At 56.3% G+C, this 19,391-nt stretch carries 17 protein-coding genes and 1 pseudogene; 4 read left to right on the forward strand and 14 right to left on the reverse strand.

Going from position 1 to position 19,391, the window contains the following annotated elements; translation table 11 throughout:
• Positions 1-47 precede the first annotated feature (47 nt).
• Together AAEZ08_RS19450 and AAEZ08_RS19455 are read left to right on the forward strand one after the other, a co-directional pair.
• On the forward strand, positions 48-1,067 hold the full coding sequence (locus AAEZ08_RS19450) for a tyrosine-type recombinase/integrase (RefSeq protein WP_011914410.1): 1,020 nt from the start codon (positions 48-50) through the stop codon (positions 1,065-1,067).
• Positions 1,064-3,229 (forward strand): site-specific integrase, encoded by a 2,166-nt coding sequence (locus tag AAEZ08_RS19455; RefSeq protein ID WP_011914409.1) that lies wholly within the window; start codon positions 1,064-1,066, stop codon positions 3,227-3,229. Before AAEZ08_RS19450 ends, AAEZ08_RS19455 begins: the two co-directional genes overlap by 4 nt.
• A gap of 144 nt (positions 3,230-3,373) precedes the next feature.
• Here AAEZ08_RS19455 and AAEZ08_RS19460 read toward each other — a convergent pair whose 3' ends face one another.
• Positions 3,374-3,937, reverse strand: coding sequence for a chlorite dismutase family protein (locus AAEZ08_RS19460; RefSeq protein ID WP_026084028.1), 564 nt, complete (start codon positions 3,935-3,937; stop codon positions 3,374-3,376).
• A 23-nt stretch (positions 3,938-3,960) separates the two neighbouring features.
• Complete coding sequence (locus AAEZ08_RS19465) at positions 3,961-4,323, reverse strand: cupin domain-containing protein (RefSeq protein WP_071534424.1); 363 nt, start codon at positions 4,321-4,323, stop codon at positions 3,961-3,963.
• 506 nt (positions 4,324-4,829) lie between these two features.
• Here AAEZ08_RS19465 and AAEZ08_RS19470 point away from each other — a divergent pair.
• Positions 4,830-5,861, forward strand: a pseudogene (locus tag AAEZ08_RS19470) (DUF4113 domain-containing protein); the annotation flags it as partial.
• A gap of 141 nt (positions 5,862-6,002) precedes the next feature.
• Here the strand turns inward: AAEZ08_RS19470 and AAEZ08_RS19475 are convergent.
• The 7 genes from AAEZ08_RS19475 to AAEZ08_RS19505 form a co-directional block, all read right to left on the reverse strand.
• Positions 6,003-6,275: a hypothetical protein gene (locus tag AAEZ08_RS19475; protein WP_237751694.1), complete on the reverse strand. Its 273-nt coding sequence runs from the start codon at positions 6,273-6,275 to the stop codon at positions 6,003-6,005.
• A 106-nt stretch (positions 6,276-6,381) separates the two neighbouring features.
• The gene (locus tag AAEZ08_RS19480) at positions 6,382-6,663 is read right to left on the reverse strand and encodes a hypothetical protein (protein WP_034017004.1); all 282 of its coding nucleotides are present in this window, start codon (positions 6,661-6,663) and stop codon (positions 6,382-6,384) included.
• 338 nt (positions 6,664-7,001) lie between these two features.
• Entirely contained in the window at positions 7,002-7,235 is a 234-nt protein-coding gene (locus AAEZ08_RS19485; RefSeq protein ID WP_033988199.1) for a hypothetical protein, read from the reverse strand.
• 329 nt (positions 7,236-7,564) lie between these two features.
• A complete protein-coding gene (locus AAEZ08_RS19490) occupies positions 7,565-8,167 on the reverse strand; it encodes a DUF6088 family protein (RefSeq protein ID WP_034072893.1) in 603 nt (200 codons plus the stop codon).
• A 15-nt stretch (positions 8,168-8,182) separates the two neighbouring features.
• Positions 8,183-8,446, reverse strand: coding sequence for a BPSL0761 family protein (locus AAEZ08_RS19495; protein WP_034016982.1), 264 nt, complete (start codon positions 8,444-8,446; stop codon positions 8,183-8,185).
• A gap of 153 nt (positions 8,447-8,599) precedes the next feature.
• Positions 8,600-10,000, reverse strand: coding sequence for a DEAD/DEAH box helicase (locus AAEZ08_RS19500; protein WP_034016983.1), 1,401 nt, complete (start codon positions 9,998-10,000; stop codon positions 8,600-8,602).
• The gene (locus AAEZ08_RS19505; RefSeq protein WP_034016985.1) at positions 9,997-10,587 is read right to left on the reverse strand and encodes a VspR family transcription factor; all 591 of its coding nucleotides are present in this window, start codon (positions 10,585-10,587) and stop codon (positions 9,997-9,999) included. The genes AAEZ08_RS19500 and AAEZ08_RS19505 overlap by 4 nt, the downstream gene beginning before the upstream one ends.
• A 102-nt stretch (positions 10,588-10,689) precedes the next feature.
• Between AAEZ08_RS19505 and AAEZ08_RS19510 the strand changes: the two genes are divergently transcribed.
• Entirely contained in the window at positions 10,690-10,920 is a 231-nt protein-coding gene (locus AAEZ08_RS19510) for a helix-turn-helix domain-containing protein (protein WP_034016988.1), read from the forward strand.
• 13 nt (positions 10,921-10,933) lie between these two features.
• On the opposite strand, the gene AAEZ08_RS19515 is transcribed toward AAEZ08_RS19510, so the two are convergent.
• The 5 genes from AAEZ08_RS19515 to AAEZ08_RS19535 all read right to left on the reverse strand — a co-directional run bounded on the left by AAEZ08_RS19515 (position 10,934) and on the right by AAEZ08_RS19535 (position 19,387).
• The gene (locus AAEZ08_RS19515) at positions 10,934-14,131 is read right to left on the reverse strand and encodes a type I restriction endonuclease subunit R (protein ID WP_034016991.1); all 3,198 of its coding nucleotides are present in this window, start codon (positions 14,129-14,131) and stop codon (positions 10,934-10,936) included.
• A complete protein-coding gene (locus AAEZ08_RS19520; RefSeq protein WP_121136700.1) occupies positions 14,132-15,490 on the reverse strand; it encodes a restriction endonuclease subunit S in 1,359 nt (452 codons plus the stop codon).
• A complete protein-coding gene (locus tag AAEZ08_RS19525; RefSeq protein WP_034016997.1) occupies positions 15,487-17,469 on the reverse strand; it encodes a type I restriction-modification system subunit M in 1,983 nt (660 codons plus the stop codon). The genes AAEZ08_RS19520 and AAEZ08_RS19525 overlap by 4 nt, the downstream gene beginning before the upstream one ends.
• A 227-nt stretch (positions 17,470-17,696) precedes the next feature.
• Positions 17,697-19,004, reverse strand: coding sequence for a tyrosine-type recombinase/integrase (locus tag AAEZ08_RS19530; protein WP_500124953.1), 1,308 nt, complete (start codon positions 19,002-19,004; stop codon positions 17,697-17,699).
• A 2-nt stretch (positions 19,005-19,006) separates the two neighbouring features.
• Positions 19,007-19,387, reverse strand: a complete 381-nt coding sequence (locus AAEZ08_RS19535) for a VPA1267 family protein (RefSeq protein WP_487371826.1) — start codon at positions 19,385-19,387, stop codon at positions 19,007-19,009.
• Positions 19,388-19,391: the final 4 nt, after the last annotated feature.

The following is a 19,391-nucleotide window of genomic DNA, read 5'->3' on the forward strand; positions in this document are numbered from 1 at the left end:
GAATGCTTTTGAGCTAGGCTGAATCCGTTGACGCTCAGGGGGCGCCCATGACCACCACCCCATTGCACAAGCAAGTGTTAAGTCGTTATTCCAGTGTACAAGCTTGGCTGGAGCTCTTGGGTAATCTGGGGCGTGCGCCGGCCACCCTTGACGCCTATGGCCGTGCCCTTGCGCATTACTTATTGCATTGCGAAGGGAGTGGGCTGAAACCCGAATCCGCGACATTCGAACAAGTCACGCTCTACATCCGTGAGCTGCTACCTGGCGCAAAGAGCGCGGTGGCGAATTCAACCTTGCACCAGCGGCTTACTGCTATCCGGTTGTGGTACGACCACCTCGTTTTTCAGGGTCTTTGCGAGCACAACCCCGTGCCCCGCGGACAGCATGGTCGGCTGGCCCAAGTGCCTGGACATGGAGGGTTTGTCAGGGGCTTGCTCCCACGGCTGATTAAGTTGCCAGACATTCCCACCGATGAGCAGTGGCGACACTTTCTCAGTATTGCGGCCAGGTCGTCTATCCGTGATCGACTAATGCTGTCGTTGGCGTATTTCGGGGCTCTTCGCCGTGCCGAGTTGGTGGCCTTGCGTATTGAGGATTTAGACGTTGCACACCGACTGATCTCGGTGCGAGCGGAAACGACCAAAGGCAAACGCAGCCGCGTCGTGTGCTACAGCCCAGACATTGCACCTGTCTTGATAGAGCATCTACATGCTCTTCGCGGCGCTGGCTGGATGCGAGGTTCGTTGTTTCGATCAGCATCAGATCGTAATCGAGGCTCGCCACTGTCCCGTTGGGCGTGGAGTAAAACGGTTGAAGGGTGGGCCAAGGAAGCGAAACTATCGCACCTGAGCACTCATACCTTTCGCCACCTTCGGCTTACCCATCTGGCCCGTGCGGGCTGGAAGCTCCATGAACTGACCACGTATGCTGGACATCGAGACCCCAAAACCACTTTGATTTACCTGCACCTATCTGGCGCGGATTTAACCGCAAAGATGGCGCACTCCGTCGGCAGTCTCGATGCTCGGATGTTCTGTGAACTCTTTGGGTCTGAGGCATTGCTATGAGCACCCCCTCAGTCACCCCTTATGTTCCGTTCGACGCGAGCAAGTACGTACGTCAGAGCGATCTATCGAAAATCGAGCTGAGCATACTTTCGAATCGCTCTCACCGTTCAGACTGGGGCTACCTCCAATCAGAGATACCTGAGCTCATGAGGCCGCTAGCTGATATAGCGGCGCACAGCGGCGTTTCTCAGCGATTAGCCATTTCATCAGTGGCAGTCATTCTCTGGAATGTCAGCAAAACCGGTAAACCCTACTGGTGTTGGTCTGAGTCGCAGTGGTTGACCTTGCTCAGTAATCGAGCAGGATCACGACCATATCTCGCTTCCGTTGCTTACCATCTCGGCGATTTTCGAACCCCGCAGCGTATCGCCAAATTCCGGCAGCCGGCGATATATGCTTCTTTTATCTTCGGCCATGCCGTGTTCAGACATGAGCACGTTCGCTTGAGCCAAGCGTTGAGATCGCTGGGCTACGCTGCTCGCCATCTTGAGCAGTTCCTTTCCAACGTGCTGGGTGCCTTGATGCTGGAAAACGGCGATCCGCGGTTGGAGACATTCACCGAGGAACTGCTACTGAAGGGCCAACAGCATCGAAGCGAAGGTGTCGCGAGATCGGTCGGAAAGGTATCTCACGGCCTCGCTGCCATGGGGATTTTGGCGAAACCTTTACGCATGCGAGGCTATACCTGTTGGCGGGCGAAAAGCATCGAAGGCATCGATCCGACTTGGGCAATGTGGTGCCGTCGATGGCGAGACACTTCCACCTTGCGTCCACGCACACGTGAAAGCAATTACAGTTTTATCTTGAGGACCGGTGTCTGGCTAGCGCGCGAGCAATCAGGAATGGCGGCGCCTACCGATTGGAGCATGTCCACTTGCGCTGCATTTATTGCTGCCGTCGACCGGATGACGGTCGGTGAGTGGGCTTTGGAGTCAGCGAAGGGAACACAGCTAAAGGGGCTTGGTCAGCCTATCGCTGCCAACTCGAAGCGCGGCTTTCTACATGCCTTGCGACGATTTTTTACAGACTTTGAACTCTGGGGATGGGGTCGTTTGAAGTTCAGCCCCCGGCATCACCTCGCCACCCCGCGATCCGTGACATTCAACTCGGGTATCAACCCGCGGGTAATTGATGACTCGACCTGGCTCAAGCTGATTTGGGCGAGTCTAAATCTTGAGCGTAGTGATCTGCTTTCGGAGATTCACTATCCGCTGTCGATGGTTCAAGCCATTGCTGTAGTGTGGACGCACGCTGGTTTGCGCAGCAATGAAATCATGCGCTTGGATAAAAGATGCGCGCATCCTCAGACCAATGATGTGGTACACGAGGATGGGACCATCGTTCCAGCAAAAACTTTATGCTATCTCGATATTCCTGCCAGCAAGACGTTCAAAGCTTTCGTCAAACCTGTAGCGGTGGTCGTGAAGGAGCGCATTGACGCCTGGCTGGAGGACAGGCCTGCTAACCAGGCCGCTTTGCTGGATGAGCGAACCGGGGAAAAAGTTAGCTACCTATTTCAGTTTCGAGGCAAGCGCATAGGCTCCAGTGTCATTAATGGCACCATCATTCCAATGCTATGCGCCAAGGCGGGTGTGCCACTGGAGGACAGTCGCGGGCGAATCACCAGCCACCGGGGACGTGCCTCCGCAGTGACGGCGCTCGCCAGCGTCCCTCAGGGCATGTCGCTGATCGAGCTAATGCAGTGGTCGGGACATAGCTCGCCGAATTCGACTTTGCATTACATTCGAATTCGGCCTACCAAGCTGGCAGCATCCTTCGTTAAAGCCGATCAAATGGCCCATATGGTCTCCGTTTTGATCGATCATGACGTAATTGTTCGCCATTCAGATGCCCCCTACACCTTCTATGACTTGGGCGACTCGTATTGTTCAAATCCCTTCTGGAGCAGCTGCCCACATCGCATGGCCTGTGCGGGGTGTGACTTCAACTTGCCGAAAGCCAGCGCAAGGGCCCAAGCATTGGAAAGCAAATCGTCTATCGGACGGTACTTGGAGGCCGTGCCTTTAACTCCCGACGAGCGAGCCATTGCCGAGGGCGACTTGGAAAAGCTGGAGAGCCTCATTCGAAAGCTGGACAATGTGCCGGCTCTAGACGGCAGGATGCCGAGGAGATCGATGAGAGAAAGAGGAGGCTATAAGTAGAAAAGTTCTTAAGCGACTAGTGGCTCGCTAGACATACCTGTCGCGTTACTCCTAAGTTATGCGACACACTAGATTTTTCGGGGTTTTGCTGGGCTGCGGGTGTCGCAGGAGTGTGCCGCACGTAGATCGAAGTTAAACCTGATGCTAGGCCGGCTCATGCACTAGCCGGATGTCGATTTCTCTGTCGACATACTGCCACTCCACCGAGGCTCGGAGTTCGGCCAGAAGCCTGTTAAAGGCCGTCTCATCAGACGGGGAATATTCGAACCAAGTCAAGAAGTCGAAGGGTTCGTTCTCGCCCAGGTCCCGACAATGGTGGAGGCGGCGGGCCACAGCAGGGAGATATTGGAGCCCGATGTGAATGTGACGGGACTGTTCCTCAAAAATCTTCCGGCGTTCGTCTTGAGACAGTCCCCACCATGAGGGGTTTTTCCGGATAGGGATCAGGGCGGCGCAGGTAGCCTCTGCTCGACCCAAGCTTGGCTGCTTCGCCACGAGACGATCCTTCTCTTCACGCACGACATAGCGCTCGTTACTCGTTATCCCGCGAAGGAGCCATTTGGTGCCCGGAGGCTGCGGCGAAACAGAGCCAGCGGCTACGTTGAGCCGTGGGATTCCAGGGAGAGGGGCTCCTGCCACGGCATTCATCGCAACAACGCGCCAAACCCCCGTTTCTCCACCAGCGAACGTAAATACTCGTGTATTCATCAGGTTCCTCTCAGGCCTTTCGCCTATTTCTCAGATAACGCAAAACCTGCACTGCCCGGCGCAACCACGGAGACAAATATGAAAGGTCCTGGACCAGAGTTCACGGCACCATGTACTTGCCCAGGTTTTGCAATGGCAATATCTCCAGCTTTAAGATGAATTTCTACGCCGTTGCCTTGATAATACTTGGCCTCACCTGAGATAACCGTCCAAGTATCTTGGCCGTGAGGATGGACATGGGCAGCTATTTCCTGCCTAGGGTAGGCGTGCCAAACTACAACGACAGAATCGTTGGTCTCCAGAACAACTGAACGGATCGGTTCGCCGTTAGACGGACGGACATATTCGTCCACCGAAAAAATCCGCGATTCCGTTTCTGCTTTCATGTTCACACTCCATTCCTGCACCGCAAGGTGACGTGCATCTGGCACTAACACCAAGACGAAGCCTTGATCTTGATGGGGGCGGAGAAGCTCGACACGCCGAACGGCATCATGAAGAGCACTTTCATGCGGCACCAACCATTTCTTTTAACGACACGAGGCTCGTATGCACATGACGATATGTACTTGAGCGCCTTTCGGAAAAGCTATGTTATAGGACGGAGACCGTCAATACTCCGTCGTGGGTAGGCATGACAGAACGGTAGGATAACGGCGACGTTTTGGTCATATGTACATGGGAGGGCGGTTCACCGCTCGGCAGGGGTGTTGTCGATGGACAGGTGTCCGCCTTCGATGTAACAGATCAGCTTTGACCGGTTACTAACAGGATGACCGGATGATCCGGTGAGCGACGGCGATCTCCTCAGAAGCTACAGCCATACCGGTTGGGTATGAGAAGCTCCAAGGGCGAGCATGGCCCGGTTCTTATTGACTTTCTATTACACATAAACGGCGATATGAGTCAGCGGGTGATGACCATCCTCGAGGGGATGGCTCCGGTGCTTGAGGTGTACAGCATCGATGAAGCGTTCGCCGACCTGACCGGTATGCCCGGCAGCCTGGAGATGCTAGGGCGGGAGATGCGTGCACGGGTGCTGCGCTGCACTGGCATCCCGGTGGGAGTGGGCATTGCCCAGACCAAGACCTTGGCCAAGCTGGCCAATCGTGCGGCGAAGCTATGGCAGCGGCAGACCGGTGGGGTCGTGGACATCCGTCAGCCCGAAAAGCGCGACAGGCTACTGCAGGTGATGGATGTCAGCGAGGTCTGGGGCATCGGCCGGCAGATGACCGCCCACCTGGCCGACATGAACATTCGTACTGCCTGGGATCTTGTCCAGGCCGACGCCTGGACACTGCGCAGCAAGTTCTCGGTGGTGGTGGAGAAGACGGCCCGTGAACTGCGCGGCACATCCTGTCTGGCGCTCGAGGAGCAAGTACCGCCGAAGCAAGAGATCTGCTGCAGCCGGATGTTCGGCAAGCGCTTGCATGAGCTACCGCCGATCCGTGAAGCGGTGGCCACCTACTCCGCTCGGGCCTGTGAAAAGCTCCGCACGCAGCGCTCCCTGTGCAAGAAGGTACGGATCAGCATCCGCACCGGCATGTTCAACCCGGACGAGCCGAAGTTCGCCAAGGGCATTATCTGTGAGTTGCCCTATCCGACCGACGATACCCGACTGATCACCAAGGCCGCCTCCGCGGGGCTGGAACTGATCTACCGGGCCGGCTTTGCATTCAGCAAGGCGGAAATCCTGTTGCTTGATCTGCGCCAGCGTGGCGAGTTCACCGACGACCTGTTCGTCGCGACACCGCCGGTGGCTGCCGAGCGGGTGATGGGGGTGATGGATGCGATCAATGCACGATGGGGGCGTGGAACCATGCGGCCTGCAGGGGTGCCGGCGAATCCGGACTGGGGCATGCGGCGAGAGATGATGAGTCCGAGCTATACGACGCGGATTGATCAGTTATGGACGGTAAAGTAAGGGCTTGAGGCGGCCTACCCTGGAAGATACAGGTGCCGACCATGAGCTGCCCGAGTGCGAACTGACTCGCTCTAGTTGACTCAAGCGTTCATTGCCCCAGAGCAATCAGCGAGGCTGGACTGACTGGCGGCTGTTGCGGCTCTATGATGAAATCTGCCTGATATCCAACACGACCCAGACCTCATACCCTTTCTCCCGTGCTGCTTTCTCGGCCTCGAGTTGGGCAGCGAGAGTACTGATGGAGCGGGATCGGTGCTCGAAGCGGAACGGCGAGCCACCGTTCTTGCGCACGCTCAATTCAACGAGTGTGAAGGTGGAGTGCTGTTTGGGTATTGGCTGCTTCGATTCTGATGGAGCGGGATCGAGACCGAGTGCGCGCCGCATCTCGACTTCAGTGAGTTTTGTGTCAGTCAAGCTAGATCCCTAGACGATTGCGGGTGACGCCATTGTAGCGAGAAGTCGTGCTGACATGGCCTAAGCTCGATGCTGGTGAGCCAACAACCTCATCTCTGCGATATGGCTACGAATCGCCAAAGTAGTCATCACGGGCGACTAGTCCGAATGGGCGTTGCTCGCAGGGCTGCTCATCGCTGAACAGATTCTGCGTGCGGCGCTCCTGCTTCAAAAACGCTAGCGCCGCGAAAAAGCAACTTTCGCATAGGTTGACTCGATAGCGTTCGCCATCATGCCCTGCGCCATAGCCCCAGAGCGCCTGGAGCGTCCCGAACTCCTCGCCGTATCCCGGCACCCTCGTAGTGGTAGCGCATACATCGCAAATGGTGTCTTCATGGATCTCTGTCATCGGGCAGTCCTCGTGCTCGTATAAAGAGGTTAACCGGTGGCACTGCGCAACGGAGCGCCTTTTGCCAATTTTCCAGCCCCGCTGCGTTAGCTCAAGCATGGTCTGGTGTGCCATGCCAGCGGTGGATGTGGCAGGTCTTCGACAACTGAACTGGGCTATCCAAAGGAGGATTCAAAAGCAGCTGCGCTGATATGCTTATCCACAGCTGCTGATGCAGAAATCAGCAATCCGACTGGGTCAATTTCCCATCAGCGCCAACACTTCAAGCTGTCCATCGACGACCTGTGCCATGACTCGTAACGCGACGAGTGTCCGGAGATGCGGTTGGCGTTGGTTTGTCATGGTTGTCCCCTGCACGTTTCTTGCGTTGCCGGCGGCGACCACTCCATTCCCTCTTCGAGGATCGGATGGCTTTCGCTCACGACGATCAACGGTTTGTTCCGATTCTCCAGCGCGAACATGGCGATGGAGCCTTCGACGTCCGCCGCCGGCACCTCCCCCTGTGGGTCAAGCCTGCCAACCCAGACATATTGCCGGGTCTCCAAACATGCAAGGTAATACGAAATACCCATGTTTCCTCCGAATTTGAATCAAGTCTTTTGCTGTGCCAATCCGGAACGGGAGGCGGTACTGCCGCAAACATCAAATGTTACCGCCAGTGCATTTTTGACCCAGGTGCCGACGCTATTCTGCCCCAACCCAGCAGTCTGAAAGCGAAATTCTACAACTCGTTTGGTGCTCGAAACTGGGTCAATGAAATTCCGGCATGTGGGTGGAAAATGCACCGGCGGCAACACTTACACACCCTCGGCCGCAAGCGGTCACGGCGTAAGTAGCCTGGCTCGGCTCCCTCAAACACATCTACGCTGTGCCGCCTGCGGGTCGACCTGATTCGAGCAGGTCATGTCAGCTCGAACGCCATGCGCATCCATTTCGGCATTTTGCAGGCCATTAATGTAGTTAGGTCTTCAGGCCTGAGCACCTTCTTGATCGCGGCAATGCATTCCGGGGTAGAACCGTCTTTACCGAGATAAAATAGTGCGCTGATAGCCATCCCCACCTCGGTCCCGGCATGCTGCATGACCATTGGTGCCGCATGTACCAGCCGGACTTCCGCTTTCCCTATAAATAGCGATCGGCTGGGCCCGCTGGTGTAATAGATCAGAATGAGTGGCATCTGGGTGCTCAGTCCAAACCTTCTAACCGCATTGGCACCATGAATCTGCAGAGCCTGACGGCTCTGTCTGGCAATCAGGCTCACCACTTCCCATGCGTTTGGGCGAACCCGTGCAACGTATCGACTGGATTTCGGGCGCATGTAGACTCCTCGATGCACCCGCTCAAGTTCGCCTCGGCTGACCAGACGGGCTATTGCCTTGGATACGGCGCTTCTCGTTCCAAGTGCCGCAAAGCGCCTTATGCTGAAGGGCTGCCCTTTGGGCAGGCGCTTGACCCGTTGCGCAATGCGAGTGGATACCGGCTGGGCAGAATCAGTGCAGGACATTGCGGCTCGCTGTTTTTATAGCGTGAACTCCAGCGACGAGCTGAACAAAGGCTGATGGAAAGCGATCATCCTCCGTCGGTATTCATCATCCGACGCATCATTCGTCAGGCACTCTTCAAGACGACCCAGCCAGAAAATCTGGTCGGCCGACGGGTAGTGCCTGAGCAGGCTTTTCGCATAGCTGCGGATATCCTGAGGCAGCTCAGTGTTACGGGCGAGCTCTCGCAGGAACTCTTCGGTCTTGATGACGCTGCGGGTTCTTTCGTGAGGAAGGGTCAATGCGGCTATCTCTTGATTTAATCAACCACGTCTATCGGAATCCGTGTCTTGAGCCCTATGCCCATCTTCCGAGCAGTTTGTTAGCCGGTACGGCGGTCGAGCCGTCCGCATTCGAAAGCGGACGCCACTCCATTTGAGTAAGGTGTCGCAGCACTAAAAACAAGCTAGCAAATGCTGCCTGTAATGCTGGGAAAAACTCACCTGATAGCTTGGCCCAGCTGCGCCCCCTCCCAGCGAGACGATGTTCGCGGTATCAGCTCCAATAACCTGCTCGGCCCCACTTCCAATACTGTCATCAAGACCACCGATATTGCCGGTGGCCCCAGTCCAGCCAGTCTTTGAACCTGAGGCGGAGGCCGGCATCTGCACCTCGTTCAGCACTGCCAGGTCATCCGGCAGATCATCCGCAATTCGCTCCGCAAAGCTCTGCAGCGTCGGCTCAGCCAGCATAAACAGCCAGGCCTGATCATCGGATTCACCTGTTCGCCGAAGCACCCGCCCCAGCACCTGCCTGTAATGCAGCTCGGTACGGATTCGGCTGAGGTAGCAGCACACCTGCAGGCGGGGTATGTCAGTACCCTCACTGATCATCCCAACGGCAACAATCCAGCGACAGGCGCTCTGCCTGAAAGCATTGATCACTTGCTGCGCATCCGAGGTTTTGTTGGTCACAATGCGGCAGCCTTCACCCCTGGCGTCCAGGGCCTGGGCAATTTGCTGGGCGTGCTCAATGTCGGTGGCAACTACCAAGCCAGCCGCATTCGGCTTGACCAGGCGAAGCTCATCCAACTTGCTGCAACCAAGATCGAGCAGTTGATCGATCACCTCGTCATGGCGCAACAGTTCTTCATAAGTGACAGGGGATTCCCCCAATAGCTTGGCGATGCTAGGAAACATCCTGACATTGCTCTCAGTGCCCAGCTCCTCGGTGAGTTTCACCTTCTGATTATCGAGCAGGACAATACGAGGGGAACGGCACACCCCGTCGGCAATTGCCTCTATCAGGCCGTAGCGATAGTCGCAGATCAGGTGCCCCTCGGGTGACGAGTAGCGGGCCAGGGCAATGGCCCTGTCGTCCGAACGCCATGGTGTGCCGGAGAGTGCCAAGGTGAAGGCGGCGCGGTCTTGTATCCGGTGCAGTATCTGCTGCCCCCAGGCGTTGCTTAGAAGTGGATCATGGCCGGCGCAGTGGTGAATTTCATCGAAGACCACAAGTACGCGGTAGTCATCAAGAAGCTGCCAGAAACTCTCATCACGGTATTCCATGGCCTGGTAGGTGAACGCCGCCCCCACTGCACCGATCTGACCGTCCAGACGCCTGCCAAGCACCGTAGCAAAGGTCGAGCGAAAGCCCTCGACAACCTGGCAGGATGGCGCGAAGCACATCACCAGATCGATCCTGTCCTGCTTAAGCAGTCTGCTGGCCAGCTCTGCCGCCATGCGCGTCTTGCCGGCACCCGGCGTTGCCTGGCAGAAGAAGTGCGGCGTGGCGGTAAAGTGCTCCAACGCCGTGTTGATGCAGCTGAGTTGCCAGTCTCGCAGCGATAGGGTCATCGTGCGGCGGCAAGCGTCTTGAGCGTCTTCTCGATGGCGCGGAGATGACCCAGCAGGCGCGAGCTGCGGTCTCTAGCTTCCAGATACTCGCCTTCGACCTTGTCCCGGAGATGCGGCATATCATCCAGGAGCAGCTTGTATCGCTCTGCCTCGCCCATCGAAGACAGGAAGTCCAACCGGATCTCTTTGTGGAGCGCTTCCAAGTGCTGATCTGCATCGGGTGAAGGTTTCAGCGATACAGCCGCATTATCAATTACTGACGGCTCCTGCTCTGGCTCAAAAGCAGTCTTGAGGCTGTTCTCGAACCCGTTGTCGATCAGCTCCAGCTGCAGATGCGCCGGGATGGGCTGCAGGTGGTAGACCTGTCCCCGCGCACGGCGCTCTTCATCATGTACAAGCCAGCCCTTGCGAACCATTCGGCGGATCTGCTCATACACGTAGCGGCGCACATCACCGATGCGAAAAGTTATGCCTTCCAGGCGCTTGGCGTAGGCATCGCGCAGTTCACCGGTCGTGAACCTTGTGTGCCCTTCCTCCTGAAGCAGCTCATACAGACGCCTGTCGAAGATAAACGAGGCCGATTTCATTGAGGCACCAGAAGAGTAATCGCGAAAAATGCGGATTATAATCCGTGGCCCGTGCGTCCGCAAACGCAGGATAGTGCCGCCTCAAGTGGAATTGAGACGGTCATGGAGAAGTTGGCGAAAGCGTTAGGGGAACGCATCCGAACACAGAGGAAGACCTGCCGGCTTTCTCAGGATGCACTGGCGCTGGCCTGCAGTATCGACCGCAGCTACATGGGGCGGATCGAGCGTGGTGAAGTAAACATCACCGTCGAGAAGCTCTATCGGATCGCAGCCGAACTCGCCTGCGACCCGACCTGTCTTCTACCTCAGATGTCAGAGCTGCAACCCACCTGATCGACATTGCCCCTCAAGAAGGCCTGAAATCACCACCGCTGTTACTTTGCCCCAAGCCTCCCGCCGCCGTCAGCATCTTCAAAATCACCAACGCAAACGCCCGGCTCTTGGTCTCGTTATCCAGCACTTCCAGCGACATTTTTTCGTGGTCGGTCATGGCGTCCAGCACGGTGTCGAGTACGCGCTTGGGGAACAGGCCGTGCATCACTTGCTCCACCGAGTGGTTGTTCACCTGGGCCATCACATCTTCCTGGCGGCTGATGCGGTTGGCGATGCCGGTGAGGAACTGCAGCTGGTCCTCATCACTCACTTCGGCGCCGAAGATATCGTTCAGCGCTTCGATGATTTCCGACAGCCGTTTCTTCTCCGGGTCATGGGGTTTGCCGCTGCCCAGCCCCGAGGCCGGATCGAGGCCGTAGTCGCCTTGCTCCTCACTCAAGCGCAGTTGGTGCTCGGCGCGCTTGGTCAGGCGGTAGTGGGTCAGTTGCAGTTCGCCCACGTCCACGCTTTCCTGATCGAGGCGATCCACCCGCAGCAGCGGGTGCAGGTGCTTGGCGTATACGCACAGCTGCTCCAGCTCGCGATCCTCATAGGGAATGATCTGCGAGAGGAACTCGTACAGACGCACGAAGCTCTGCAGATTCTTCTTGAACAGGTCGAGCTGATCCACCTGCTCGCCGGCTTCCTTGACGGCCGCCTCGGCCTTTTTCAGGCCAGCGCTGTCGCCGTTCTGCTCGGCGGTGCGCTTGAAGTCGAGTGCATGCTGGCGTGACTCCTGGGCCAGCTTGTAGCGCTTGGAGAAGCGCTCCTTGGCCGGTGCGCAGTAGTAGCTGAGCTTGCTGGCGGCGGCCTTGGGGTCGAAGAAGGCCAGCGCAAACGCCGCCACTTCCTCCCAGTGGTAAATGCCCTCGGCATCCAGCTTCTTCTGCAGGTCATAGATGAGCTGCGGATCGGTCACGTCGGTCAGCTCGGCCTTGGTGTAGTACGGCAGAAAGGCGTCGAGAATGTCCTGAGGATCGTTGAAGAAGTCGAGAATGAAGGTCGGCTTGCTGTCGCCGAAGGTGCGGTTCAGCCGCGACAGGGTTTGCACGCAGTCCACGCCCTGCAGCTTCTTGTCCACATACATGGCGCACAGCTTGGGCTGATCGAAGCCGGTCTGGTACTTGTTGGCGGCGATCATCACGTTGAAGTCCTGGGTGTCGAAGGCTTCCGCCAGATCACGCCCGTTCAGGCCGGGGTTGAGCAGGCTGCTGCTTTCCGTCACCTCTTCGGGGATCACCTCGTCCGGTAGCACACTGCCGGAGAAGGCCACCAGCGGGTGCACGTCGTTGTAGCCCATCTGCTTCACATAGGCCTGCACTGCCAGCTGGTAGCGCACTGCCTCCTGCCGGCTGCTGGTAACCACCATGGCCTTGGCCTGGCCGCCCAGCAGGTGGCGGATATTGGCGCGGAAGTGCTCGACGATCACCTCCACCTTCTGGCTGATGTTGTACGGATGCAGGCGCACCCAGCGCGCCAGCTTCATGCGCGCCTTCTTCGAGTCCACTTCCTCGTCGTCGCCGTCCGGGTGGGCGATCTTCCAGGCGGTGCTGTAGGTGGTGTAGTTCTGCAGCACATCGAGGATGAAGCCTTCCTCGATGGCCTGGCGCATGGAGTAGAGGTGAAACGCCTCGGGCTTGTTGTCGGCGCTGGCCGGCAGCGCCGGGTTGGCCGGGCGACCGAACAGCTCCAGGGTCTTGGCCTTGGGCGTGGCGGTGAAGGCGTAGTAGCTGATGCGCTCGTTGGGTGCGCGGGCGGCCACGGCGGCATCCAGCAGCTCTTCGGCGCTGATTTCCTCAGCCTCAGGCGCGTCGCTGCCGAGAATCTGCTTGAGCTTGCTGGCCGATGAGCCGGTCTGCGAGGAATGCGCCTCGTCGGCGATCACCGCATAGCGCCCGCTGGCCAGTTTGGGGTACTTGTCCAGGGCATCGAACAGCGCCGGGAAAGTCTGGATGGTGACGATGATGATGCGCGTCTGCTCGGCCAGCGCCTCGGCCAGTTGCTCGGATTTGCTCTGGCTGCCGATATCGCGGGTGATGCACTTGACCACGCCCTGGGCGTGCTCGAACTGGTAGATGGTGTCCTGCAGCTGCTTGTCCAGCACGGTGCGGTCGGTAATCACGATCACCGAGTTGAACAGGCGCTGGCCCTCGGCATCGTAAAGCGAGGCCAGTTGATGCGCCGTCCAGGCAATCGAGTTGGACTTACCCGAGCCGGCGCTGTGCTGAATTAAGTAACGCTTGCCCGGCCCTTCGGCGCGGGTGGTTTCAATCAGCGTATTGACCACTTCCCACTGGTGATAACGCGGAAAAATCAGGGTTTCTTTGGTGACGTGCTTGCCGTCGATATCTTCCTTCACGCTCTTCTGCAGGTGCAGGAAGCGGCCCAGCACTTTCAGCCAGGCATCCGGCTGGAACAGGCGCTGCCACAGGTAGCCGGTGGCGTACTGGCTGTCATCCGGCGCCGGCGGGTTGCCGGCGCCGCCGTCGAGGCTGCCCAGGTTGAACGGCAGAAAGAAGGTCTCCTTCCCGGCCAGCTTGGTGGTCATCGCCACCTCATCCTGGCTCACGGCAAAGTGCACCAGCGCGCCGCGCTTGAAGGTCAGCAGCGGCTCGGGCTTGCGCGTCAGCGGGTCTTTCACCGGGCGATCCTGGCGGTACTGGCGCTTGGCGTTTTCCACCGACTGCTTGAACTCGCTTTTCAGCTCCAGGGTGGCCGTGGGAATGCCGTTGACGAACAGCACCAGATCCAGCCTGGGGTTGTACTCGCCTTCTCTGAAATGGGGAGAGTAGGACACCTCCGGCACCACGCGCAGGCGGTTGCACTGGTAGCGCTTGAGGGTGTCCGGGTTCATGCCGTGGTCGGGCTTGAAACTGCACGCATCGACCTTCACCCCCGGCAGCTTGAAGCCATGGCGCAGCACATCCAGGGTGCCGTCCTGCTCCAGCTCGCGTACCAGCTTCTGCACCAGCACCGCTTCCGGGTTATTCGGGTTGGCCTTGCTGAACTTATCCCAACGCTCCGGCCAGGCGTCCTTGAAGTAGCCGAGAAAGTCCTCGGTATACAGCGCCGTGCGCCGGTCATAGCCGCTGGCCGGGCCGGTCAACCAGCCCTGCGCGGTCATGGTAGTGATAATGTCCTGCTGGAACTGGGCTTCCTTGCTGTCCGCCATTTATAAGGCCTCTGCTACTGCTAATTCGGGGGCTTGGGTGCCGGCTGGAGGCTGCCAGCCGCGCACGTCGATTTTGCCGGTTACGGCGGCGGAGATTAGAGCGGAGCGGCGCTCTTGGAGCAGCTCAACAGATCGAACACCTTCTGCAATCAATCGATCCCATCGATCCAGCTGCCTTGCAATGTAATCTGCAATCGCCGCCTGCTCGTCTAGGGGGGGCTGGGTAATCGGTAAATTTCCTATGACACCCATCCCTATATTCTGCTGTGTGCCGAAGCTCCAGCTAATCACTACTGACTCCTGAAAGCTGTATGAACGCATACTGTAAAAGACGAAATACGGTACGTAGTCACTTTTGCATCGCAACGCAGCTAGAGGTGACCAAATATTAAATTCATCATCCGTTTCTACAATCGCCGTAACCCCAGTCGTTGCACCTGACTTAACCATGTAAATATCGAACTTTTTTGGCAAATATTTCTTTGAGTATCGAGCGTGATCCTCTCTTGAAATATATCGAGCCTTCTCAAAATTAATGCGGCCTGTAGAAACTGCTTCAGCTGAGATAAAAAGCACACCATCGTCAATAAACTCAGGAGTCTCATGAGGCCCATCAGTGATTGGAGTCGATACAACATGCTTCAGGGGTACAACATCCCAATGCGCCGGCACCTCACCCAGCCACTTCACTCCGGAGTCTTTCATCGGCACCGTCGGATCGAGGCCTTTGGTGACGGCGGTAGAGATCACGGCCTGGCGCTTTTCCTTGAGCAGATCAATTAGGCGCTGCTGTTCTGCGATCAACGCGTCGATGCGAGCTGTTTCGTGGTCGAGGAATGCACCAATCGTTCTCTGCTCTTTAAGCGAAGGAAAAGGAAGGGATAGCTGAGCAAAGTTGTTATATCTGAGGGCTTGTCCATCACGAACAAGATTGCTCGTATTTTGCAGGGCAGAAATGAAAGATACGGACTTGAAGAGATGCTTAAAAAATCTATTGTCGAGTTCTCTATTGGCATAGAGCGGAACATATGCAGAGCTTACTGCTCCGCTATAAGAGCAAAACTCCAGCCCACCTTGGAAACTGCGCATGCTAATGACAAAGTCGTTAACTTCAGCTTTCTTTAAAATATCCCGTCCCAAGATAACCTGCATCACCTTCTGGTCTTCCAGCTGGGAAAATAGCTTTTGCGGGATTACTCCATACTTTTGCGAAGCAGTCAGCTGCTCATCACTTTCAAGAGCCTTAATATTTCTCTCCGAGAAGACATTTTTGCTCCGATACATATGCCAATGCACTGGCATATCACCGATCCAATCCTGCCCGGAACTCTTGTAATCCGGATAACGGGGAAACGTCATGCCGACAGCCCCTCAATCATCTGCTTGATGCGGTCAGTGCAGGCTTTCAGATCGCGGTCGATCTCGTCCAGCGGGCGCGGCGGCTGGAACACGTAGAAGTGGCGGTTAACCGGAATTTCGAAACCGACGATGCCGACTTCGCCATCCTGTTCATCGCGCTTGCTCTCGTCGATCCAGGCATCCGGCACATGGGGTTTTACTTCACGCTCGAAGTAGTCGTATACCGACTCGCCCAGTGGCACGTTCTCGTTATCACGCAGGCCGGCATCAGCTTCCGGCTGGCCTTTGCTGGTGCAGATATCCGCCTCGGGGTCGCGCTCGCTCAGGGCATTGAGGATGGCTTTCAGCTCCGGCGTGCTGGGGAATACATCGTGGGCATTGAGGGTCTTTTTCAGCAGCTTGCTGAACTGCTCGCGGTTGCGGTGCAGCTGGCTGGCATCCATGGCCTGCAGGGCGGTGATCAGCTGCTGGCGTAGGGGCTGGTCCATTTTCTCGATGGCTTTTTCTTCCAGCACCTTGTCGATGCGCTCGGGGCTGGCCTGGAAGTTCAGGCGCAGCGGGCGTTCGACGCTGATGCGCCGGTAGCCGAAGGCATCGACGGGGAAGATCTTGCTCTGCGGGGTCTCCTCGAAGCGGCCATACAGGCGCACCAGCTCGTCGATCTGCTCGTCGGTGATGTACTGGCGCTTGCTGCCCAGGGATTTGCGCATCTTGGCAAAGTGCTGGCTGCCGTCGATCAACTGCACCTTGCCCTTACGCACGGCGGCTTTGTGGTTACTCAGCACCCACACATAGGTGGCGATGCCGGTGTTGTAGAACATGTCCGTGGGCAAGGCGATGATGGCTTCGACCAGATCGTTCTGCAGCAGGTAGCGGCGAATCTCCGACTCGCCCGAGCCGGCACCGCCGGTAAACAGTGGCGAGCCGTTGAGGATGATGCCGATGCGCGAACCGCCTTCACGCGGGTCACGCATCTTGCTAACCAGGTGCAGCAGAAACAGCAGTGAGCCATCGGATACACGCGGCAAGCCCGGGCCGAAGCGGCCGTTGTAGCCTTTCTCCGTATGCTCGTCGGTGATCTGCTTCTGCACCTTCTTCCACTCCACACCGAACGGCGGGTTGCTGAGCATAAAGTCGAAGCGGTGCTCGGGGCCGGCCAGTTGGTCGTTGGACAGGGTGTTGCCCAGCTTGATGCTGGTGACGTCCTGGCCCTTGATCAGCATGTCCGCCTTGCAGATGGCGTAGGACTCGGGGTTGAGCTCCTGGCCATGCAGTGACACGGTGACCTGCTGACTGATGGACTGGATGTACTCGTCACCTTCGGAGAGGAAGCCGCCGGTGCCGGCGGTTGGGTCATAGATGGTGACGATGCTGTTGGGCGCGAGCTTGTGGTCCTGATCGGTGATCACCAGCGAGGTGGTGAGGTGCACGATATCGCGCGGGGTGAAGTGCTCCCCGGCGGTTTCGTTGGAGCTTTCCGCGAACTTGCGGATCAGCTCTTCGAAGATGATGCCCATGCCGAAGTTACTGATGCGCTCGGGGCTCAGATCAGTCGCGGCAAAGCGCTGCACCACCTGATACAGCAGGTTGGCAGCTGATAGCTGCTGCACGAAATCTTCAAAGTGGAAGTGCTCGAAGATCTCGCGGGCGTCCTTGCTGAAGGACTGCACATAGCTCATCAGATCGGCGGCGGTCTGGGTGTCGGACAGCGTGCCCAGAGTCAGCTTGGAGGCATTGAAGAACTGCTGCCCGGCAGCACGCAGCAACAGACGCTCACGCACCAGATCAGGCCGCCCCTCCTGCGCATAGGATTCCCGGATCACCACTTCCTTGGTCGGCTCCAGCACGCACTCCATCCGCCGCAGCAGGGTGAACGGCAGGATGATGCGGCCGTACTGAGATTGCTTGAAGTCACCGCGCAGCAGGTCGGCAATCGACCAGAGAAAGGCGGCCGTCTGGGAATGGTTTTCCGTGTTCACGCAACTGCTCCTTGAAAGGCGTGCAAAGCGCCGAGTGTAACTGAAGAGGGGCAGGCGAAATCACTTCGAACCCAAAGCCGTTGGCGCTTAAAGCGCTGATGCGTCTAAACCTATCTACAGAGGCAAGTCAGCCGGCGGCACCTTCCCGATTTGTCCTGACCGTATGCACTCCCATATCGACGTGTCCAGATCTGCTCACCAAGAAGGCAGCATGTCTAGTGCCTGTTCTACACCACAATCTCAGAGTAATTATGTCGGTCTAAAATAGCGGACAAACCAGCATCAACGCGCGAACGATGAAGATCAGTCAGAAGATTGTCGTGCACATATCGGTTGACTAGATGAACATAGTATTCAAGTGTAGTTCTAACATCAGTGTGGCCCAGCATTTTCCTGAGATCTTCGTCGAGCGCTGCATCGTAAATAAAATTCCTTCCAAGTCTATTCTGAGCTTTCAACGCCTCATAAACAAAATATGTCGCACAGGTGTGCCTGAGCATTCGTGCATTGAATCGTATGGCTTTAAAATCAGTAGCGCTCTCGGAGTTCTTCGCTGCAGAAACCACCTTGCTAAAGTTATAACCAAGCATTCCATGAGTAACAACATCACCACGAGCGGAAAGAAACAAGTCGCTATTCCTTGGTGGAATGCCATGCTTAGCCTCATATAGTTTCGCTCGTTGCCGCCTTAAGGGTAAATAATACTCGCAAATAACTCTCCACAGCTTCCCTGGAAAGTCTATGGAGCGCCATTTTCCCTTGGACCTAAAATAATAATAGATAGCGCCATTATCTAACCCTTCTGGGTACTCACCCTCATCATAAGGAATGAATCCATAATTTTCATTTTTCCCTCGGTAAGGCAATTGAAAAAGATCAATCGGTCTAAGCCCGGTAATTCGTATGATCGCTGCGATAATTTGATAAACAGGATCATTCATCACACCGAGAGCTATTTCATAATCAGTTTGCCTTACAAATTTCTGCATTTCTCGTTGATGCATTGCTGGTCTACCACTGGGCAGATTAAATCCCAAGGTAGTAACTTTAACCCCTGGGTCGATATGGGCCAGGAGTTTCTGGTCTTTCAGCATGTATCGGATATCAGTACTACTGATATCCAAATAGTGTTTATAGCCCTGCCTTTCGGCCCACTGATAGAAGCTCCAGACCCTTGCCGCAATGTGATACATGGTTTTGTGAGACGGACCATCAGGAAGCGCATCCGTTGGAGATGCTATGTGAACAAGGAAGGCATCAAAAACATCCTCATCCACCAACTGCCAGTTCTGCGCGCCAAATACAACTTCAGCCCCTTCGATTGGGCTATCGTCCAACCACTGCAAAAACCTTCTCAGGATATTCGCATAGTTTCTTGTCGTTTCATCACTCCTTGAACGTATCTTCGAGACAGCCATCGCCCACATGGTCGGTGCTTCAAGGACGTTATGATTATCATCAAAATAAATCCCTACGCGCCCTCGCATATAGCCAGAGTGGCTGGCCAAACCGTTTCCAAAATGAAGGATACACATAACTATTTTGGCCTCGATAAGGGGTATACCACAAGCGATTTAGAAACTTCATTTAAATAGTCATTAAACTTACAAAGCGAAGCAGACAAATCTCCTAATCGCTGCTCTAATTCTTCTTCATCATGAGTTAAACCATTTTGGTGAGCACAATTGGTATCCGCACTGCGCCCATAAAGAACACCATGCGCTCTTAATTCGGACTCAAGATCACGAAGCAGAGTTACTACCTGTGCGTTTTGATAAATTATGCTTCGCTGAATCCCACACGCTTCAACCAGCTTTACTCTTGAAAGCCTAGTCATATCTGCTGAAACGAAATCAGCCCAGTCTCCCAAGAGACGTCGCTCTTCAACAAACGATTGGAAACGCTTTAGACCATTCACTGAT

Source organism: Pseudomonas sp. E45-MNA-CIBAN-0222, from assembly GCF_040310405.1.
Classification (GTDB): Bacteria; Pseudomonadota; Gammaproteobacteria; order Pseudomonadales; family Pseudomonadaceae; genus Stutzerimonas; species Stutzerimonas stutzeri_AC.

Excerpts from the sequence above, each read along its gene's own strand:
- AAEZ08_RS19450 (WP_011914410.1), top strand. The coding sequence starts at position 48 with ATGACCACCACCCCATTGCACAAGCAAGTGTTAAGTCGTTATTCCAGT.
- AAEZ08_RS19455 (WP_011914409.1), top strand. The coding sequence starts at position 1,064 with ATGAGCACCCCCTCAGTCACCCCTTATGTTCCGTTCGACGCGAGCAAG.
- AAEZ08_RS19460 (WP_026084028.1), bottom strand. The coding sequence starts at position 3,937 with ATGAATACACGAGTATTTACGTTCGCTGGTGGAGAAACGGGGGTTTGG.
- AAEZ08_RS19465 (WP_071534424.1), bottom strand. The coding sequence starts at position 4,323 with ATGAAAGCAGAAACGGAATCGCGGATTTTTTCGGTGGACGAATATGTC.
- AAEZ08_RS19480 (WP_034017004.1), bottom strand. The coding sequence starts at position 6,663 with ATGACAGAGATCCATGAAGACACCATTTGCGATGTATGCGCTACCACT.
- AAEZ08_RS19485 (WP_033988199.1), bottom strand. The coding sequence starts at position 7,235 with ATGGGTATTTCGTATTACCTTGCATGTTTGGAGACCCGGCAATATGTC.
- AAEZ08_RS19490 (WP_034072893.1), bottom strand. The coding sequence starts at position 8,167 with ATGTCCTGCACTGATTCTGCCCAGCCGGTATCCACTCGCATTGCGCAA.
- AAEZ08_RS19500 (WP_034016983.1), bottom strand. The coding sequence starts at position 10,000 with ATGACCCTATCGCTGCGAGACTGGCAACTCAGCTGCATCAACACGGCG.
- AAEZ08_RS19505 (WP_034016985.1), bottom strand. The coding sequence starts at position 10,587 with ATGAAATCGGCCTCGTTTATCTTCGACAGGCGTCTGTATGAGCTGCTT.
- AAEZ08_RS19510 (WP_034016988.1), top strand. The coding sequence starts at position 10,690 with ATGGAGAAGTTGGCGAAAGCGTTAGGGGAACGCATCCGAACACAGAGG.
- AAEZ08_RS19515 (WP_034016991.1), bottom strand. The coding sequence starts at position 14,131 with ATGGCGGACAGCAAGGAAGCCCAGTTCCAGCAGGACATTATCACTACC.
- AAEZ08_RS19520 (WP_121136700.1), bottom strand. The coding sequence starts at position 15,490 with ATGACGTTTCCCCGTTATCCGGATTACAAGAGTTCCGGGCAGGATTGG.
- AAEZ08_RS19530 (WP_500124953.1), bottom strand. The coding sequence starts at position 19,004 with ATGTGTATCCTTCATTTTGGAAACGGTTTGGCCAGCCACTCTGGCTAT.